The sequence below is a fragment of the Geomonas anaerohicana genome (genome assembly GCF_016458305.1).
Classification (GTDB): domain Bacteria; phylum Desulfobacterota; class Desulfuromonadia; order Geobacterales; family Geobacteraceae; genus Geomonas; species Geomonas anaerohicana.
The window spans coordinates 70,365-86,338 of sequence record NZ_JAEMHL010000005.1 but is presented as its reverse complement, the minus strand read 5'-3'; the positions used below and the strand labels follow the sequence as shown (position 1 = coordinate 86,338).

Genomic DNA, 15,974 nt, shown 5'->3' with positions numbered 1-15,974 from the left:
CGATTTTTCGAGCAGGAAAAGGAGCACGCCCACATGTACATCCAAATCGGCTACAAATTCATCCTCGGCTTCCTGGCCGTGGTCGCCGCCGTCGTCTTCGTTCCTTCCGCGGTGCAGCACCTGCAGTACTCGCCCGAACTGACCAGCGTCCTCTCCTACGTGGTGGCGCTCACGGTGGGGCTGATCCTGGGCTCCTTCTTCTCCCGAAGCTTCACCAAGAACATCTCCCTGCTGACCGGCGCCACCGAGGCGATCAGCCAGGGCGACCTGTCCAGCAACCTGGATTTTCCCGCCACCCGTTTCCCGGACGAGACCCATTCCATGGCGCTGTCGATCAACACCATGCAGGAGAACCTGCGCACCCTGGTACGGCAGATCCGTCATACCTCCGAGCAGGTCTCCGAGTCCTCGCGTACCCTCTCCTCCAGCGCCCTGGAGATCAACGCCTCCACCGAGGAGGTGGCGCAGGCCATCGAGAGCATCTCGGGCGGCGCCGAGAACCAGGCGGAGATGCTGTCCAAAAGCGCCAAGGTGATCCACGAAATGGCGATCTCGGTCGACCTCGTCGCGCGCCGCGCCAAGGAGACCGCCAAGGCGGCACGGGAAACCAGCCTCACCGCGCAGAAGGGTGGCGAGCTCGCCAACGACTCGGTGGAGCGGCTGAAGAGCTTCTTCGATTCCGTGGAACTGATCAGCATGCAGTTCATGGACCTGAACGGCAAGCTGCAGCAGGTGGGCAAGATCGCCGACTTCATCGTGGAGATGTCGCGCCAGACCAACCTGCTCGCCCTGAACGCCTCCATCGAGGCGGCCCGCGCCGGCGAGTACGGCAAGGGGTTCGGCGTGGTGGCCGAGGAGGTGAGAAAGCTCGCCGACGGCAGCGCCAAGAGCGCCACCGAGATCGTGGAGCTGATCGACTTGGTCAAGGTGGAGAGCCGCAGGGTGCAGGAAACCATCACCGACAGCTCGCGCGGCATCATCGTGGGGAAGAAGAACCTCGATACCACCGCGGACGCCTTCAAGGAAATCCTCGCAACCGTCGTCGAGACCGAAAGAAAGGCGAACTCCATCGCCGACCTGTCCCAGATGCAGACCACCGGAGCCGCCAAGATGGTGAGCATGGTGGACGAGATCGCCAAGGTGGCCGAGGACAACGCGGCCTCCACCGAGGAGGTCTCCGCCGCCACCGAGGAACAGCACTCGGCCATGCAGGAGATGGTGTACCAGACCCAGGAGCTGGCCAAGCTTGCCGACGAGCTGTTGCGCTCGGTGGAACGCTTCCAGGTCGGGCCTGATACCGCGCCGGAGCCCGAGGCGTGACCCCCGAGCGCCTGCTCCTGTTCAGCGCGGCGCGGCAGCTCTTCGCCCTGAACCTGCAGGAGGTCTGCGAGGTGATGGAGCCGCAGCAGTGCTATCCCTTCGCCGGCGCGCCGCCGCACTACCAGGGGTTGATCAACTTCCACGGCAACCTCACCGCCCTGGTCGACCTGGCCGGCTACCTGCGCCTGCCGGGGCGTCCGCTGCCGGGAAAGATCCTGGTGATCGACACCCGGCTGGCCCACCTCGCCCTCAAGGTCGATGCCGTGGGCTCCATCCTCGACGCCGCCAGCATCACCGGCGCCAGCAGCCACGAGGATCCGCTCACCGAGGCGCTGCTCGATACGCCGCAGGGGAACGTGCGCCTGCTCCGCCTGGAGACGCTTTTGACCGGCCTGGAGCAGGAACTGCAGCAAAACGCCCCAAACAATGCCAAACCAGGAGGTACCTGATGGCCTTGAAGGTCATGATAGTTGACGACTCCCTTTTCATGAGGAAAATGCTGCGCGACATCCTCGTGGAGGAGGGGTACGAAATAGCCGACGAGGCAAGCGACGGCGTGGAAGCGGTTGAGAAATACAAGGAGTGCCTCCCCGACCTGGTCACCCTGGACATCGTGATGCCCAACAAGACGGGAATCGAGGCGCTGCAGGAAATCATGGCCTATGACGCCGGGGCCCGCGTGGTGATGTGCTCCGCCATCGGGCAGGAGGCGCTCACCACCGCCGCGACCGAGGCCGGTGCCAAGGCCTTCATACTGAAGCCGTTCAATCCCGAGCTGGTCACCCGGGTGCTCAGGGAAGTGGCCCAGGGGTAATCGATGGACATGTCGCAGTACAAGGCCCTCTTTCTCTCGGAATCCCGGGAGTACCTGCGTACCATCGCGGAGCAGGTAGTGGCCCTCGAGCAGTCGCCCGGGGAGCGCAGCGCCGTGGACGCCCTGTTCCGCGGTGCGCACTCGCTGAAAGGGATGGCGGCGTCGATGGAGTACGGCGACGTGGTGGTGGTGGCCCACAGCATGGAGGACCTGATGGCGCGCGTGCGCGACGGGGCGGTCCCCTTCGACGCCGGCGTGGCCGACCTGCTCCTGGAGGGAGTGGACCTGATCGACGTGCTGCTCCAGGATGTGGAGCAGGAGCGTCCCTCCACCCTCCCCACCGGCGACTACGCACAGCGGCTGGCGATATACACCCCGGCTCCGCCCAAGGCGGCCCCGGCCGACCAGGCTGAGACACAGGTATCCGCCGTCGAAGCTGTGCCCTCCCCCGCACCGACCACCCCTGCCGCTGCCGCGGACATCGCCCCGCCACCCGCCGCCGAGGCGGAAAAGGCCAAGGAACCGGCCGGCGAAGCGGGCGGAACGGTGCGGGTGAAGACGGAGCTTTTGGACCACCTGATCAACCTCACCGGCGAACTGGTCACCAACAAGCAGCGCCTCTTGACCATCGCCGGCGAACTGGCCTCCCCGGCCCTGAACGACGCCATCTCCGAGACCGCCAAGCTGCTGCGCTCCCTGCACGACGAGGTGATGAAGGTGCGCCTGATGCCCTTCGAGGCGATCAGCGACCGCTTCCAACGCTCGGTGCGCTCGGTAGCCAAGAAAAGCGGCAAGGAGATCCATTTCGAGCTCACCGGCCGTGAAATCGGTCTCGACCGCGGTATGCTGGAGCAGCTCGTCGATCCCCTGAACCACATCCTGAGAAACGCCGTGGACCACGGCATCGAGGAAAGCGGGGAGCGGGAACGGGGGGGCAAACCGGCGCGGGGGACGGTGCGGCTCGCCGTGACCCGGGACCGGGACCGCATCCAGATCACCGTGCGCGACGACGGCCGGGGCATGGAGCCCGCCACCATGATCGCGGCCGCCATCGCCAAGGGGATCCTGACCCCGGAGGAGGGGGAGCTCTTGTCGCCGCGCCAGGCGCTCATGCTCTCCTGCATCCCGGGCTTCTCCACCGCCAAGGAAGTGACCGACATCTCCGGCCGCGGGGTGGGGATGGACGCGGTCAACGCCGCCATCCAGAAGCTGGGGGGGACCCTGGGCATCGAATCCGAGCCGGGCGTCGGCACCACCATCACGCTGAGACTGCCGCTCACCATCGCCATCATCCACGCGCTGGTGGTGCAGGTGGGCCAGGTCAAGGCCGCCATTCCCGTGAACGCGGTGCAGCGCACCGTCGAGCTGTCGCGGCGCCAGATCGAGACCATGGGCAAGCGGCAGATGTTCCAGCTCGACGACGAGGCGATTCCGCTGTTGTCGCTGAACCGGGTGCTGGGGCTGCCGCTGGGGCGCTTTCCCGACGGCATTCTCCCTCTCTTCGTCACCGAGGCCCGCGGTCGCCGGGTCGGCATCGTGGTGGACCGGCTCCTCGGCCAGCACGAGCTGTTCGTAAAGCAACTGGGGCGGCCGCTTTCCAAGATGGCCGGCGTCGCCGGCGGCGCCACCCTGGGCGACGGCGAGATCGTCGCCATACTGGACCTGGCCGGACTGCTGTGAACCGTTTCCCGATCCTTAGCCGCCGTTGCCCGCACCGGCAGCGGCTTACCTGCGGAGGCTAGCATGGCCCACCATGACTTGCACGACGGCAACCTGAACGCCCTCACCCACGTCTGCAGCACCGGCATGCAGCACGCCGCGGTCGCCCTGTCCCAGCTGATGGGCAAGGGAGTGAGCATCCAGGTGCCCCGGCTCCAGGTGCTGGAGGGCTCCGGGATTTCACACCTGCTCGGCTCGCAGGAGGTGACCGCGCTGCAACTGCAGATCCTGGGCAACGTGCGCGGCAGCATCCTGATCCTGCTGCTCCGCGAGAACGCGCACCGGATCCTGGAGCTGTTGCTGGGCCAAGGCCCCAAGGAAGGTGAGCCGCTCTCCGAGATGGAACGGGCCACCCTGATGGAGGTCGGCAACATCCTGGCGTCGGCCTGCCTGAACGCCCTGGGCAACTCGCTCAAGATGACCCTGCTCCCCTCGGTCCCGGCGCTCAGCACCGGGCAAGGCAACGACATCCTGGCGCACGCCCTGGAGCAGGGCGAAAAGGACGAGGCGGTAGTGATGATCGACGCCATGTTCTCGGTCTCGGATTCGCTCTGCGGCGGCAGCATCTTCCTCATTCCGGCGCCCGCCTCGCTGGGGGCCCTGCTGGGTGCCCTGGAGCAATGAAAAGGTTGCACCTTACCCGGTTGTATGTCAGAATGCCCGGTCAAACTGCCGCCACTGCGGCACATGTAGGGGACTGGCTCCGCAGGTGCCTGTCCCCTTTTCGCTACTTTCAGAGGTCGAAGATATGAAAATCGCCAGAACCGCCGTCCTGTGTCTCGCCCTGATCGCCCTCAACGCCGGCGTAGCCCTTTGCGCCGAACTCTCCCAGGTGGTGCGCACCATCGAGCAGGGTTACGGCTCGCTCAACGACCTGCAGGCCGACTTCAGCCAGAGAAGCAGCATCAAGGCCATGAAACGCGAGGAGAAGGGTGCCGGTGAACTCCTGCTGAAAAAGGGAGGGGGCAAGGAGTCCATGTTCCGCTTCAACTACTCCAAGCCCAAGCAGCAGATCGTCTCCAACGGCAAGACAGTGTGGTACTACATCCCGGACCAGAAGCAGGTCATGGTGATGGACCTGGCCCAGCTGCTGGAGGCCAGTAACGGCATCGCCATGAACTACCTCTCGGGCCTCGGGCAGGTCTCCAAGGACTTCAGCATCGCGTTCGCCGCGGAGCAAAAGGACAAGAGCGGCAACTACCAGCTGGAGCTCACCCCGCACAAGAAGAGCCCGGCCATGGCCAAGCTGCTGTTGACCATCTCCGGCGACGCGGTGGAGAGCTTCGTAGCCAAGGGGCATCCCGGCACGCCGTTCCCGGTGCTCTCCTCCACGGTGGTGGACCAGACCGGCAACACCACCAGGATGGATTTCAGCAACGTGAAGACCAACCGCGGCATCTCCAGCGGCAAGTTCAGCTTCAAGATCCCCTCGGGGGTCCAAGTCATAAAAAGATAGAAAGACGAGATAAAGATAAAGATTGAGATTAAGAAAGAGGGGAGACCGGTTTCTGGTCCTCCTTAGTCTTAATCTTAATCTCAATCTGCTTTAAGGGGGTTTCATGCCGTCATTCGACATCGTTTCCAAGGTCGACATGCAGGAAGTCGACAACGCCATCAACCAGACCGTGAAGGAGATCGGGCAGCGCTACGACTTCAAGGGGTCCAAGAGCGAGGTAACCCTGGAGAAGGAAAGCATCAAGGTCCTTTCCGAGGACGACTTCAAGCTGAAGGCGGTCATCGACATCCTGCAGTCCAAGTTCGTCAAACGCAACATTTCGCCCAAGGCGCTGCAGTACGGCAAGGTGGAGCAGGCCTCCGGCGGCATGGTGCGCCAGATCATCACCCTGCAGGTGGGAATCTCCAAGGAGAAGGCCAAGGAGATCGGCGCCGTCATCAAGGACACCAAACTCAAGGTACAAAGCCAGATCCAGGACGACCAGATCCGGGTTACCGGCAAGAACATCGACGACCTCCAGGAGGTGATCCGGATCCTCAAAGGTAAGGATCTCGACATCGACATGCAGTTCGTCAACTTCAGAAGCTGATAGAAGAGGGGATTTTTTTGAACCAGAAGATTAAGGAAAAAGTGAGCCTGGTGAGTCTGGGCTGCCCGAAGAACCTGGTGGACGCCGAGGTGATGCTGGGCTACCTCTCCAAGGACGAGTACGAAGTCACCACCGATGAGATGCAGGCCGACATCATCGTGGTGAACACCTGCTCCTTCATCAAGGAGGCCAAGCAGGAGAGCATCGACACCATCCTCGACCTGGCCGATAGAAAGCACGACGCGCGCTGCAAGCTCCTGATCGTGACCGGCTGCCTGCCGCAGCGCTACCAGGAGGAACTCGCCAAGGAACTCCCCGAGGTGGACATCTTCATCGGCACCGGCGACTACCCGCGCATCGCTGAGATCATCGCCGAGAAGAAGGGGACCGACGCCCAGCTCTGCTACACCGGCGACCCCAACTTCGTCTACAACGACGAGCTGCCGCGCCTGCAGTCGTCGCCGCACTACACGGCCTACCTGAAGATCGCGGAAGGGTGCTCCAACAACTGCTCCTACTGCGTCATCCCGGCCCTGCGCGGCGCGCACCGCTCGCGCCCCTTCGCGACGCTCATGGCGGAAGCGAAGGCACTGGTAGAGGCGGGGGTGAAGGAACTCAACCTGATCGCCCAGGACATTACCGCCTACGGCCGCGACCTGCCGGAACAGCCGAGCCTCGAGCTCCTGGTCCAGGAACTGGCCAAGCTGGAGGGCCTCAAGTGGATCAGGCTCCTCTACGCCTACCCGGACGGCGTCAGGGACTCGCTGATCGAGCTGATCAAGAACGAGCCCAAGGTGTGCAAGTACCTGGACCTCCCCATCCAGCACATCTCCGACCCCGTGCTGAAGAACATGAAGCGCAGAAGCGGCGAGGCCGACATCCGCGCCCTGATCGCGAAGCTGCGCAAGGAGATCCCGGACATCGCCATCCGCACCTCGCTCATCGTCGGCTTCCCCGGCGAGACCAACGAGGACTTCAAGACGCTCTTGCAGTTCGTCGAGGAGACCCGCTTCGACCGCCTCGGCGTGTTCTGCTACTCCCGCGAGGAAGGGACCCCGGCGGCCGAGATGCCGGACCAGGTCTCCGAGCGGGTCAAGCGCGAGCGCCACAAGAAACTGATGCGGACCCAGGCCCGCGTCTCCTTCAAGCACAACCGTACCCTGGTGGACAGCGAGGAGGACGTGCTGGTCGAGGGGTACAGCGAGGAAACCGAGCTGCTCTTGAAGGGGCGTTCCTCCCGTCAGGCCCCCGATGTGGACGGCCAAGTGTACATCACTGCAGGCAACGCCAACGTCGGTGACATAGTGAGATTGAAGATCACTGATTCCTCTGATTACGACCTGATTGGGGAGATCATAGAGTAGGCTTTTAGTCTTGACACCGACCGCTATTGCTGTATTATTGCGTCGCTTTGCGGGACAATGACTCAAACGGAGATAGTTTATACATGACTGAAAAACCCGAAGAAATGAAAGCGATGCTCCTCAAGATGAAAGAGGAGACGCTTAAAGAGATTAACAAGACTGTCAAGTCCGGCTCCGATGCACCGATCAACGAGCCGAGCGGCGACATCTATGACCAGGCTTCCAGCGAGCGCGACCGTGAACTCGGTCTTTTGCTGGGCGACCGGGAGCGCGAGAAATTGCGTAATATCGACGAGGCTTTACTGCGTTTGGAAGAAGGCGAGTACGGCATCTGCGAGGAGTGCGAGGAAGAAATCCCCATCGGGAGGCTGAAGATCGTCCCCTTCGCCCGCCACTGCGTGAAGTGCAAGGCGGACCTGGAGAAGCAGCAAGCACAGACCAAGCGCTTCGAAGAAGACCGCGCTTACCGCGAGATCGCGCTGGGCGAGGAAGAGGAAGGGTAGCAGGCCAAAACAAGGAACAACGGCGGGAAATGGCACATTAGCCATTTTCACCCGGCCGGTGCTAGAAATACCAGGAGGGGACGGTAGAGATACCGTCCCCTCTTTTTGTTGATTCAGCTCCTCCCCCGCAAGGGAACAGTTCGCTGTTCCAGCTGTTGTTTCAGCTCCTCCCCCCGGAGGGGGGAGGTTGGGAGGGGGGAAGACCGTAAAAGCCGCTGCGCGTCCCCCTTCCCTATCCCTCCCCCTCCGGGGGAGGGGACCTGTGTTGCGTTGGGAGGAGTAATCATTCGCCCCCTCCTATCTGGGGTCCCTTCGCTACGGGTGGTCCACCGGCGGTGCCGTTATCAGACGCTGGTAATCGGCTTTGGTGATACCAGTGTGCCAGTGGCCGGTGGCCCTGCCGATCAGGGTGCCGCCGATGAAGACCGCCACGACCAACGCCGCGTACACCATACCCGGCACCACCTTGCCGTTCTTCGCCTTCATCTGCAGCGCCTCGGGTTTCGGGCAGGCGCTCACGCAGCGCAGGCAGCCGACGCACTCCTCGGAGCAGACCCTGTCCTTGTGCATGACGTCGATGTAGGAGGGGCAGGCCTTGGTGCAGCCGCCACAGGAGATGCAGGCGCTCTGGTTGCGCTCGATCTTCACCGGCGACAGACGCGACACCAGCCCCAACAGCGCGCCGTACGGGCAGAGGAAACGGCAGAACGGGTTCTTGAACAAAAACGAGAGCGCCAGCAGCACGCCGATGACGACGAGCGGCGTGCCGGACAGGTTCACGAAGAAATCAAGCATCTTGACGTCGGCCATCTTGTTGTAGTCACCGGTGATGAAGGAGGCGACGCTGTCGGGGGCCATGATCACCAGGATGGAGAACAGAAAGAAGGCGAGCAGCAGGTACTTGATCGGACGCAGCAGCCAGTCCAGCCAGAGCCACACCTTGAAGTTCTTGCCGAACAGTTTGGTCCCCACCTTCCAGCACACCTCGGTGATGGTGGACACTGGGCAGACCCAGGAGCAGAAGGAGCGCTTCAACAGCAGCGACACGACGATAACAGTCAACAGGACCACCAGCGCCGCCGGGTGCACGTCGTTGATACTGCCAAGGGTCATCCACCCTTTGAGACTCACCAGGCCGGAGATGGGCAGAAACGCCTCGACACCGTCGGGACGCTCCACGAACGGGGTGGCCCCGCCGCTTCTGAAATGGAGCACGAAACGGTAGAAGGTTACTCCCAGGTAGAGAGAGAAGAGAAGAAAGCCCCACTGCACTGCCAACCTGACCTTTTGCACTTTTTTTTCTGCCATGAACCTCACCTTTGTTGCCTTGCGTATATGTTGCGACTTATTTTGTCGCTACCACATGCTACCGTCGTATCATCAAGGAAAGCGGAGGTAGCATATGGAACCGATGGTCATAGGAGCTGTGGGAATCGTCGTCTACTGCGGGCACCTGACGGTGAAGGACATCATCGCCGATCTGCGTCAGGAAGGTATCCTGGTCAAACCCTTGTCCAGCAAGTGGCGCGGGTGGACGTTGGACAAGGCCTTCAAAAGACTCCTCTTCACCAAGGGGTTGTCGCGCTCCAAGGTCTCCAACAACTCCTTCATCTTCTTGCGCTGCAAGTCGGCGGTGCCGCAGACCGGGCAGCAGCAGCATACGACCGGGAAACGGTTGTTGCGGGAGAACGGGATAATCTCCTTCTCCGGGACGTAGACCAGCGGCCTGATGACCGTGGTGACGCCGTTGTCGGCCAGCATGCTCGGGGCCATCGCCTTGAGCGACCCGACGAAGAACTGGTTCAAAAGCAGCGTCTCGATGAAATCGTCCATGTGGTGGCCGAGCGCCAGCTTGTTGCACCCCATCTGCTGCGCCAGGGTGTAGAGCGTGCCCCGCTTGAGCCTGGCGCAGATGGAGCAGTAGGAGGAGTTGGGGCGGCGCTTCTCCGAGATGATGTCGTAGTGCTCGGTCTTCTCCATGTGATAGGTGAAGCCGTGCTCCTTCAGGTGTTCCTCGATTATGTCGGCGCGGTAACCGCGGTAGCCGGAGTCGATGTTGATGGCGACCAACTCGTAGCGTACCGGCGCGCGCCGGCGCAGCGTGTCGAGCATGTGCAGCATCGCGTACGAGTCCTTGCCGCCGGAGACGGCGACGGCGATGCGGTCCCCTTCGGAGATCAGGTTGAAGTCGTGGATCGCCTTGCCGACGCGATTCTTGATGCGCGTGAAGAGGGCGTCCTCGATGAGCCCGGTAGAAGGCTCCCGCGCAGGTTTTGTTTCAGTCATTAGCGCAGCTTCCATGTCACTTCCCGACCGCGGCGTCCTGGCTGCCGAGCACGGCCGCCCTGAATGCCTCGATCCCCTTTTCCTCGATCAGCCTGCCCAGACGCCCCTGCTGCGGGTCGTTCTTGTAGACTTCCACCACCTTGGCCACGATCTCCAGCACCTCTTCCTCGGTCTGGATGTTGTCCACCAGCAGTTCAGCCAGGCGCGGCCTGGGACCGGAGTTGCCGCCAACCAGGATGCGCCACCCCTTGTTGTGGCCGACGATGCCGATGTCCTTGACGCCGGACTCGGAGCAGGCCAGCAGACAGCCTGAAACACCCATCTTCATCTTGTTGGGGAGTTCCATGGCGTGGTAGATCTTGTCCAGCTTGAGCCCCAGCGAGGCGGAATCCAGCACGGCCCTCTTGCACCACTGGGTGCCCGGGCAGATCTTGATGCTCCTGACGCACAGGCCGATGGCGGCGCCGGGGGCCTGGGCAAGATCGGCCCAGACTGCGTCGAGCTCTTCTTCCTTGACCCCAAACATGGCGATGCGCTGGGCCGAGGTGAGCTTCACTTCCAGCTTGTACTTGTCGGCCACGTCGCAGATCTTTCTCAGGGTGGCGGTGTCCGTGAAGCCGCCCGGGATGTGCGGGGCGATGGCGTAGGTCTCGCGGTCACGCTGCAGGATGGCGCCTTTTTCCAGGATGTCCTTGGTGTTCATCATCTGCTCCTTTGTCTGTATTGAAATTGATGCAGGTCAAAATAGCTGAAAAGCAACCCCGGAACACAGAGGTCTCAGAGGTACACAGAGGACACAGAGGAAAACGCCCTCACCCCGACCCTCTCCCGGAGGCGAGGAGGAATTACTGGTTTTTCATAGTCCCTTTCTCTGTGCCCTCTGTGGACCTCAGTGTCCTCTGTGTTCCGCTCTGTTTTTTATGAACCTAACCAACTCCACGGCGATCTCGTACTTGCCGAAGGGGGGAATCAGGTAGAAACCGCCGGCTTTGGCGCTGGCGGCGTCGATGAATTCCTTGGCGATGGCAAGACCTTCGGCGACACCCTCGTCGCCGCTCTTGCCGGCCATGCGCTTGCGGATCTCCTCGGGGATGACGATGCCGGGGACCTCGTTGTGCAGGAACTCGGCATTCCTTCCGGAAACGAGCGGCAGTACGCCGGGGAGCACCGGGATGCCCAGGTGCGCGGTCCGCTCCATCATGTCTTCGAAGCGTGCCAGGTCGTAGATGGGCTGGGTTTGGGCGAAGCGGGCGCCGTTGGCCACCTTCTTCACCAGCCGCCGTACCTGCACTTCCATGTTCTGGGTGTTGGGATTGAAGGCGGCACCGATGGTGAAACCGGTGCCGGAGCCGAGGGGATTGCCCAACGCGTTGACCCCGCTGTTCAGGTCGCTCAATAGCTTGATCAGCGTGAAGGAGTTGAGGTCGAACACCGACGACGCTCCCGCCTCGTCGCCCAGGCTCGCCGGGTCACCGGTGACGGCCAGTATGGAAGACACCCCCAAAAGACTCGCCCCCATCAGCTCGGACTGCATCCCGATCAGGTTGCGGTCACGGCAGGTGACGTGCGCGATCACCTCGATGCCCACTTCGCGGCGGATCAGCGAGGCGAGCGCCAGGTTCCCCATGCGCACGCGGGCCAGCGGGTTCTCGGCCAGGTTGATGGCATTGGCTCCCGCCTCCTTGAGTGCCCGGCTCCCCGCCAGCACCTTCTCGCAGTCGAGCCCCTTGGGCGGATCGAGTTCCACGGTGATTACCGGCTCCGTCCCCCAACGCGCCAGAAAGCCGGCCTGAAGCTCCCCTCGCCCTTCGGGAGAGGGGCTGGGGGTGAGGGCTTCGCTGGTGGCAGCGCTCTCGCTTCGTGGCAGCGCCCTCACCCGCCCTTCGGGCGCCCTCTCCCGGGGGGAGAGGGGAGTGGGTTGCATCCTGGCAGCCATAGCCCGAATGTGGTCGGGAGTGGTGCCGCAGCAGCCGCCGACCAGGGAGGCACCGGCGGCGACCAGTTCCTCGGCGCGATCGGCGAAGTATTCGGGGGTGGTGCGGTAGATATAGCGGCCGTCGATGTACTCGGGGAAACCACTGTTGGGATAGGCGGCCAGCGGCAGGGAGCAGGCGGCAGCGATCCGCTTCACGGTGGCCAGCAACTCCAGCGGCCCGGCGCCGCAGTTGGCGCCCACGACGTCGGCACCGGCAGCGGCGAGCGCACGCGCGGCGCCCTCGGCGGAGGTACCTCCTGGAAGGCGTCCCCCTTCACCGAAGGCAAGGTTGGCTACCACGGGAAGCCCGGTCTCCTTGGCCGCGGCCAAAGCGGTCAGCAGTTCGTCCAGTTCCGAGAAGGTCTCCAGAATCAGGAGGTCCACCCCGCCCTCGGCCAGCGCCGCCGCTTGCACGCGGAAACAGTCGGCGATCTGCTCCGGCGCGAGGTCGCTCTTGCCGCGCCCCAGGGGGCCGATGGAGCCGGCCACGAAGACATCGTGCCCGTCAGCGGCGCTCCTGGCGAGCTGCGCGCCCTTGCGGTTGATCTCGGCGACCTTCCCTCCCAGGCCGATGGCGGAGAGCTTGGCGCAATTGGCGCCGAAGGTGTTGGTCTCGATCACCTGCGCACCGGCGGCCACGTACTCGCGGTGCAGTTCCAGCACCAGCTCCGGGCGCACCAGGTTCAGGTGCTCGAAGTTCGCCTCCGGCGCCACGCCCTTGGCGTAGAGCATGGTGCCGATGGCGCCGTCTCCGATCAACACCCCTTGCGCGATCCGATCCAGGAACTTCTTCATCTAACGTCCTCCCAGCACCTTGATCATGTGCGGCACCAACTGCTTCTTGCGCGACATGACGCCCTTCATCTCGAAGACATGCGGCTCGGGCTGCGGGTAGCCCATGAACCGGGTGAAGGCCTGCCCCCCCTCCATGAGAAACATGGTGCTCTCGGTGGAGATGTCGGTGACCATGAGCCCGGCGAGTTCCAGCCCCTCTTTTTCGCGTCGCGCCGCCAAGGCTTTGCGCAGTTCCGCTTTCATGTCGTTGAACTCGGCGAAGCCGAACACCTCGACCTGGCCGACGCCGAAGGTCAGGTCGCCCTGGCTGAAGAGCTTAAAGTCGGAGCCGACGACCCGCTCGGGGCTGCCGTACCCGGAGAGTGCGCCGGACGCGGCGAAGATCTCCGCACCGAAGGCCTCCCAATCGAGCCCGGCAATGGCGGCCAGGCGCGCCACGGTGGCGCGATCACGCGGCGTGGTGGTCGGGGACTTGAGGATCACCGTGTCCGAGAGGATACCGGCCAGCAGCAGTGCCGCGATCTGCGCGGGGGGCTCTACCTCGTGCTCCTCGTAGAGCGAGGCCACGATGGTGCAGGTGCTCCCGACCGGCGCGGTGATGAAGGGGATCGGATTGCTGGTGGGAGGGTTGCCCAGCTTGTGGTGGTCGATCACCTCGAGGATCTCCAGGTCCTCGGCGCCCGGCACCGATTGGGTGAGCTCGTTGTGATCCACCAGGATCAGGGCGTAGGGAAGCGGCGCGAACAGCGACGACTTGGTGGCGACGCCTGCAAGGGTGCCGTCCTCCTCGAGGGCCAGCACCGCGCTCTCGCCTGAGTGCAGCAGCTTGTCCCGCAGCCGTCCCAGCGGTTCGCCGACGGAAACGCTCTCGAAGGTCGGGACAGCCAGCGCCAGCACCGGGGTGGCCAGGCGGGCCCGGGCAACGGTGGCCGCGGTGTCGAGCGGTGTGGAGAGGAGCGCAACCCCGCGCGACTGGGCCAGCTGCACCACGTCATCGGCCACGGGGAGGCCGCCGGTCACCACCAGCAGGCGCACCCCACGCTCGATGGAAGCCTTCTGGATCGAGGTGCGGTCGCCGGTAACGACCACCAGGGTGGCGGGATCGAAGCCGGAGATCCGGTCGATGAAGGATTCCTCGGCCATGGCCCCGACGAAGAGGTGCAGGCTCTCCACGGCGGCATCGGCACTGCCGGAGAGGAAGCTCCCGGAGAGGCAGGCGGCCAGCGAGGCGAGCGAAGCGGAGACCAGTCGCAGCGAATCGGCGCCGGTAACCAGCGAGCGCTCGGCGATCTTCCTGAGGGGAATGACCCCCTTGGGAACGCCCGCGGCATCGAGCACCGGCAGCACCCTGATGGAGTTGTGGTGGAACTGCTCCAGTGCGGTCAGAAGCGGTGCGTCGGCGGCAACCGTGATCGGGGTGCGCTGGATGACGTCGCGCACCTTGGGGTGCACGTCGGCCAGGTACAACGGCGCCTCGATGCCGAGCCGCCCCAAAAGCCAGGTGGTCTGGGGGTTCAGGTTGCCGGCCATGGCGGCGGTGACCCGCTCATCCCCCAGCGCCCGCTTCAGGTGGGCGTAGGCGACGGCCGAGGCGACCGAATCGGTGTCGGGGTTTCTATGGCCGATAACGAAGATCTGCTTGTCCATGTTTCCTTTCATGTGCGTCCCGCGCGGGCCGGGGAGCTCACCTCAGCGGCCTCGCTGCGAGACGGAAAAAAATTAAATTAGTCGTTTTTTTGGCGCACGCCGTATAGAATGGCGCCGGCAAAGAAAGCGATAAAGGAGAGTAAGGCATGCATGCAGCAGTACAGTGGCTGGTCGAAACCATAGGGGCCATGGGCTACCCCGGCATCTTTCTCCTGATGGCCCTGGAAAGCTCCGTCTTCCCGATCCCCAGCGAACTGGTGATGCCGCCGGCGGGTTACCTGGCCCAGCAGGGACAGATGAGCATGGTGGTGGCCATCGTCTGCGGCACCGTGGGTAGCCTCATCGGCGCCTACGCCAACTATTTCGCGGCGCACTACCTGGGCCGCCCGCTGATCCTGAAGTACGGCAAGTACGTCTTCATCACCGAAGAGAAGTTCGCCAAGGTGGAGCGTTTCTTCCAGGACCACGGCGAGATCTCGACCTTCATCGGCAGGCTGTTGCCGGTGGTGCGTCACCTGATCTCGCTCCCGGCCGGACTCGCCGGCATGAACCACGTCAAATTCTCGCTCTACACCCTGCTCGGCGCCGGCATCTGGGTCACCGTGCTCACCTTCATCGGCTACTTCATCGGCAGTAACCAGGAACTGATCATGCGCTACTCGCACCAGGCGGTCATCGGCGTCCTGGTCGCCAGCGCGGTGATCATCGCCGTCTACGTCCGCCTGCAGCGCTGCAAGCGCGCCCAATCCCCGGAATAATCCCCACCATAAAGCAAGGGCGGGTCCAGGACCCGCCCTCAGTAACGCCTTTGTTACCCGATCTGCGGGAGCAGCCTCCCGCGTCGTCCTCTACTTGGGAACCTTCTCCCAGTCTTCCAGGAACTTCTTGATGCCGGCATCGGTGAGCGGGTGCTTGGCAAGCTGCAGCATGACCGAGTACGGAATGGTGCAGACGTCCGCGCCGATGAGAGCGGAGTTGAGCACGTGCACCGGGTTCCTGATGCTGGCCACGATGATCTGGGCATCCATGCCGTAGTTGTCGAAGATGGTCCTGATCTCTTCGATGATCCCCATGCCGTCCTGGGAGATGTCGTCCAGGCGGCCGACGAACGGAGAGACGTAGGTAGCGCCGGCCTTGGCGGCCAGGAGGGCCTGCATCGGGGTGAAGATCAGGGTGACGTTGGTCTTGATCCCCTGTTTGTAGAGGGTCTTGGTCGCCTTGAGCCCTTCCGGGGTCATCGGGAGCTTGATGACGATGTTGGGGTGGATCTTGGCCAGCTCGGTGGCCTCGGCGATCATGCCGTCATGCTCCAGGGAGATGACCTCCGCGGAGATGGGGCCGTCCACGATCTCGGTGATCTCCTTGATTACTTCCTCAAAACGCCGGCCGCTCTTGGCGATCAGGGAGGGGTTGGTGGTGACGCCGTCCACCAGTCCCAGTTCGTTGGCCTCCCGAATCTCTTTTACGTCCGCTGTGTCGATAAAAAACTTCATCTTTCCTCCGGTT

The 15,974-nt window shown here is 63.3% G+C and carries 16 protein-coding genes; 10 read left to right on the top strand and 6 right to left on the bottom strand.

The window, feature by feature from the left end; all coding sequences use genetic code 11:
- Positions 1–33: 33 nt before the first annotated feature.
- The 9 genes from JFN91_RS11410 to JFN91_RS11370 all read left to right on the top strand — a co-directional run bounded on the left by JFN91_RS11410 (position 34) and on the right by JFN91_RS11370 (position 7,765).
- The gene (locus tag JFN91_RS11410) at positions 34–1,320 is read left to right on the top strand and encodes a methyl-accepting chemotaxis protein (RefSeq protein WP_199389321.1); all 1,287 of its coding nucleotides are present in this window, start codon (positions 34–36) and stop codon (positions 1,318–1,320) included.
- The gene (locus JFN91_RS11405) at positions 1,317–1,769 is read left to right on the top strand and encodes a chemotaxis protein CheW (protein ID WP_199389320.1); all 453 of its coding nucleotides are present in this window, start codon (positions 1,317–1,319) and stop codon (positions 1,767–1,769) included. The genes JFN91_RS11410 and JFN91_RS11405 overlap by 4 nt, the downstream gene beginning before the upstream one ends.
- The gene (locus JFN91_RS11400; RefSeq protein WP_199389319.1) at positions 1,769–2,134 is read left to right on the top strand and encodes a response regulator; all 366 of its coding nucleotides are present in this window, start codon (positions 1,769–1,771) and stop codon (positions 2,132–2,134) included. Before JFN91_RS11405 ends, JFN91_RS11400 begins: the two co-directional genes overlap by 1 nt.
- Positions 2,135–2,137: 3 nt before the next feature.
- On the top strand, positions 2,138–3,814 hold the full coding sequence (locus tag JFN91_RS11395) for a chemotaxis protein CheA (RefSeq protein WP_199389318.1): 1,677 nt from the start codon (positions 2,138–2,140) through the stop codon (positions 3,812–3,814).
- Between the two features lie 63 nt (positions 3,815–3,877).
- Entirely contained in the window at positions 3,878–4,477 is a 600-nt protein-coding gene (locus JFN91_RS11390; protein WP_199389317.1) for a chemotaxis protein CheC, read from the top strand.
- Positions 4,478–4,601: 124 nt separating this feature from the next.
- Positions 4,602–5,309 (top strand): LolA family protein, encoded by a 708-nt coding sequence (locus JFN91_RS11385; RefSeq protein ID WP_199389316.1) that lies wholly within the window; start codon positions 4,602–4,604, stop codon positions 5,307–5,309.
- 103 nt (positions 5,310–5,412) lie between these two features.
- A complete protein-coding gene (locus JFN91_RS11380) occupies positions 5,413–5,898 on the top strand; it encodes a YajQ family cyclic di-GMP-binding protein (RefSeq protein ID WP_199389315.1) in 486 nt (161 codons plus the stop codon).
- A 17-nt stretch (positions 5,899–5,915) separates the two neighbouring features.
- Complete coding sequence (gene rimO / locus JFN91_RS11375) at positions 5,916–7,262, top strand: 30S ribosomal protein S12 methylthiotransferase RimO (RefSeq protein ID WP_199389314.1); 1,347 nt, start codon at positions 5,916–5,918, stop codon at positions 7,260–7,262.
- 83 nt (positions 7,263–7,345) lie between these two features.
- Positions 7,346–7,765, top strand: a complete 420-nt coding sequence (locus tag JFN91_RS11370; protein WP_183345553.1) for a TraR/DksA family transcriptional regulator — start codon at positions 7,346–7,348, stop codon at positions 7,763–7,765.
- Between the two features lie 315 nt (positions 7,766–8,080).
- Here the strand turns inward: JFN91_RS11370 and JFN91_RS11365 are convergent, their stop codons facing one another.
- From JFN91_RS11365 to JFN91_RS11345, 5 genes are all read right to left on the bottom strand, one after another.
- Positions 8,081–9,073, bottom strand: a complete 993-nt coding sequence (locus tag JFN91_RS11365) for a 4Fe-4S binding protein (protein WP_199389313.1) — start codon at positions 9,071–9,073, stop codon at positions 8,081–8,083.
- Positions 9,074–9,250: 177 nt separating this feature from the next.
- Complete coding sequence (gene ttcA / locus JFN91_RS11360; protein ID WP_199389312.1) at positions 9,251–10,051, bottom strand: tRNA 2-thiocytidine(32) synthetase TtcA; 801 nt, start codon at positions 10,049–10,051, stop codon at positions 9,251–9,253.
- A gap of 16 nt (positions 10,052–10,067) precedes the next feature.
- Entirely contained in the window at positions 10,068–10,754 is a 687-nt protein-coding gene (locus JFN91_RS11355) for an NAD(P)/FAD-dependent oxidoreductase (RefSeq protein WP_183345548.1), read from the bottom strand.
- Between the two features lie 186 nt (positions 10,755–10,940).
- Positions 10,941–12,821 carry a bifunctional homocysteine S-methyltransferase/methylenetetrahydrofolate reductase gene (locus JFN91_RS11350; RefSeq protein WP_199389311.1) on the bottom strand — a complete coding sequence of 627 codons (1,881 nt, stop codon included), beginning with the start codon at positions 12,819–12,821 and terminating at the stop codon, positions 10,941–10,943.
- On the bottom strand, positions 12,822–14,468 hold the full coding sequence (locus JFN91_RS11345) for a putative manganese-dependent inorganic diphosphatase (protein WP_199389493.1): 1,647 nt from the start codon (positions 14,466–14,468) through the stop codon (positions 12,822–12,824).
- 146 nt (positions 14,469–14,614) lie between these two features.
- Here JFN91_RS11345 and JFN91_RS11340 point away from each other — a divergent pair, with 146 nt between their 5' ends.
- On the top strand, positions 14,615–15,226 hold the full coding sequence (locus tag JFN91_RS11340; protein WP_199389310.1) for a DedA family protein: 612 nt from the start codon (positions 14,615–14,617) through the stop codon (positions 15,224–15,226).
- 90 nt (positions 15,227–15,316) lie between these two features.
- Here JFN91_RS11340 and fsa read toward each other — a convergent pair whose 3' ends face one another.
- On the bottom strand, positions 15,317–15,961 hold the full coding sequence (fsa, locus tag JFN91_RS11335) for a fructose-6-phosphate aldolase (RefSeq protein WP_129127247.1): 645 nt from the start codon (positions 15,959–15,961) through the stop codon (positions 15,317–15,319).
- Positions 15,962–15,974: the final 13 nt, after the last annotated feature.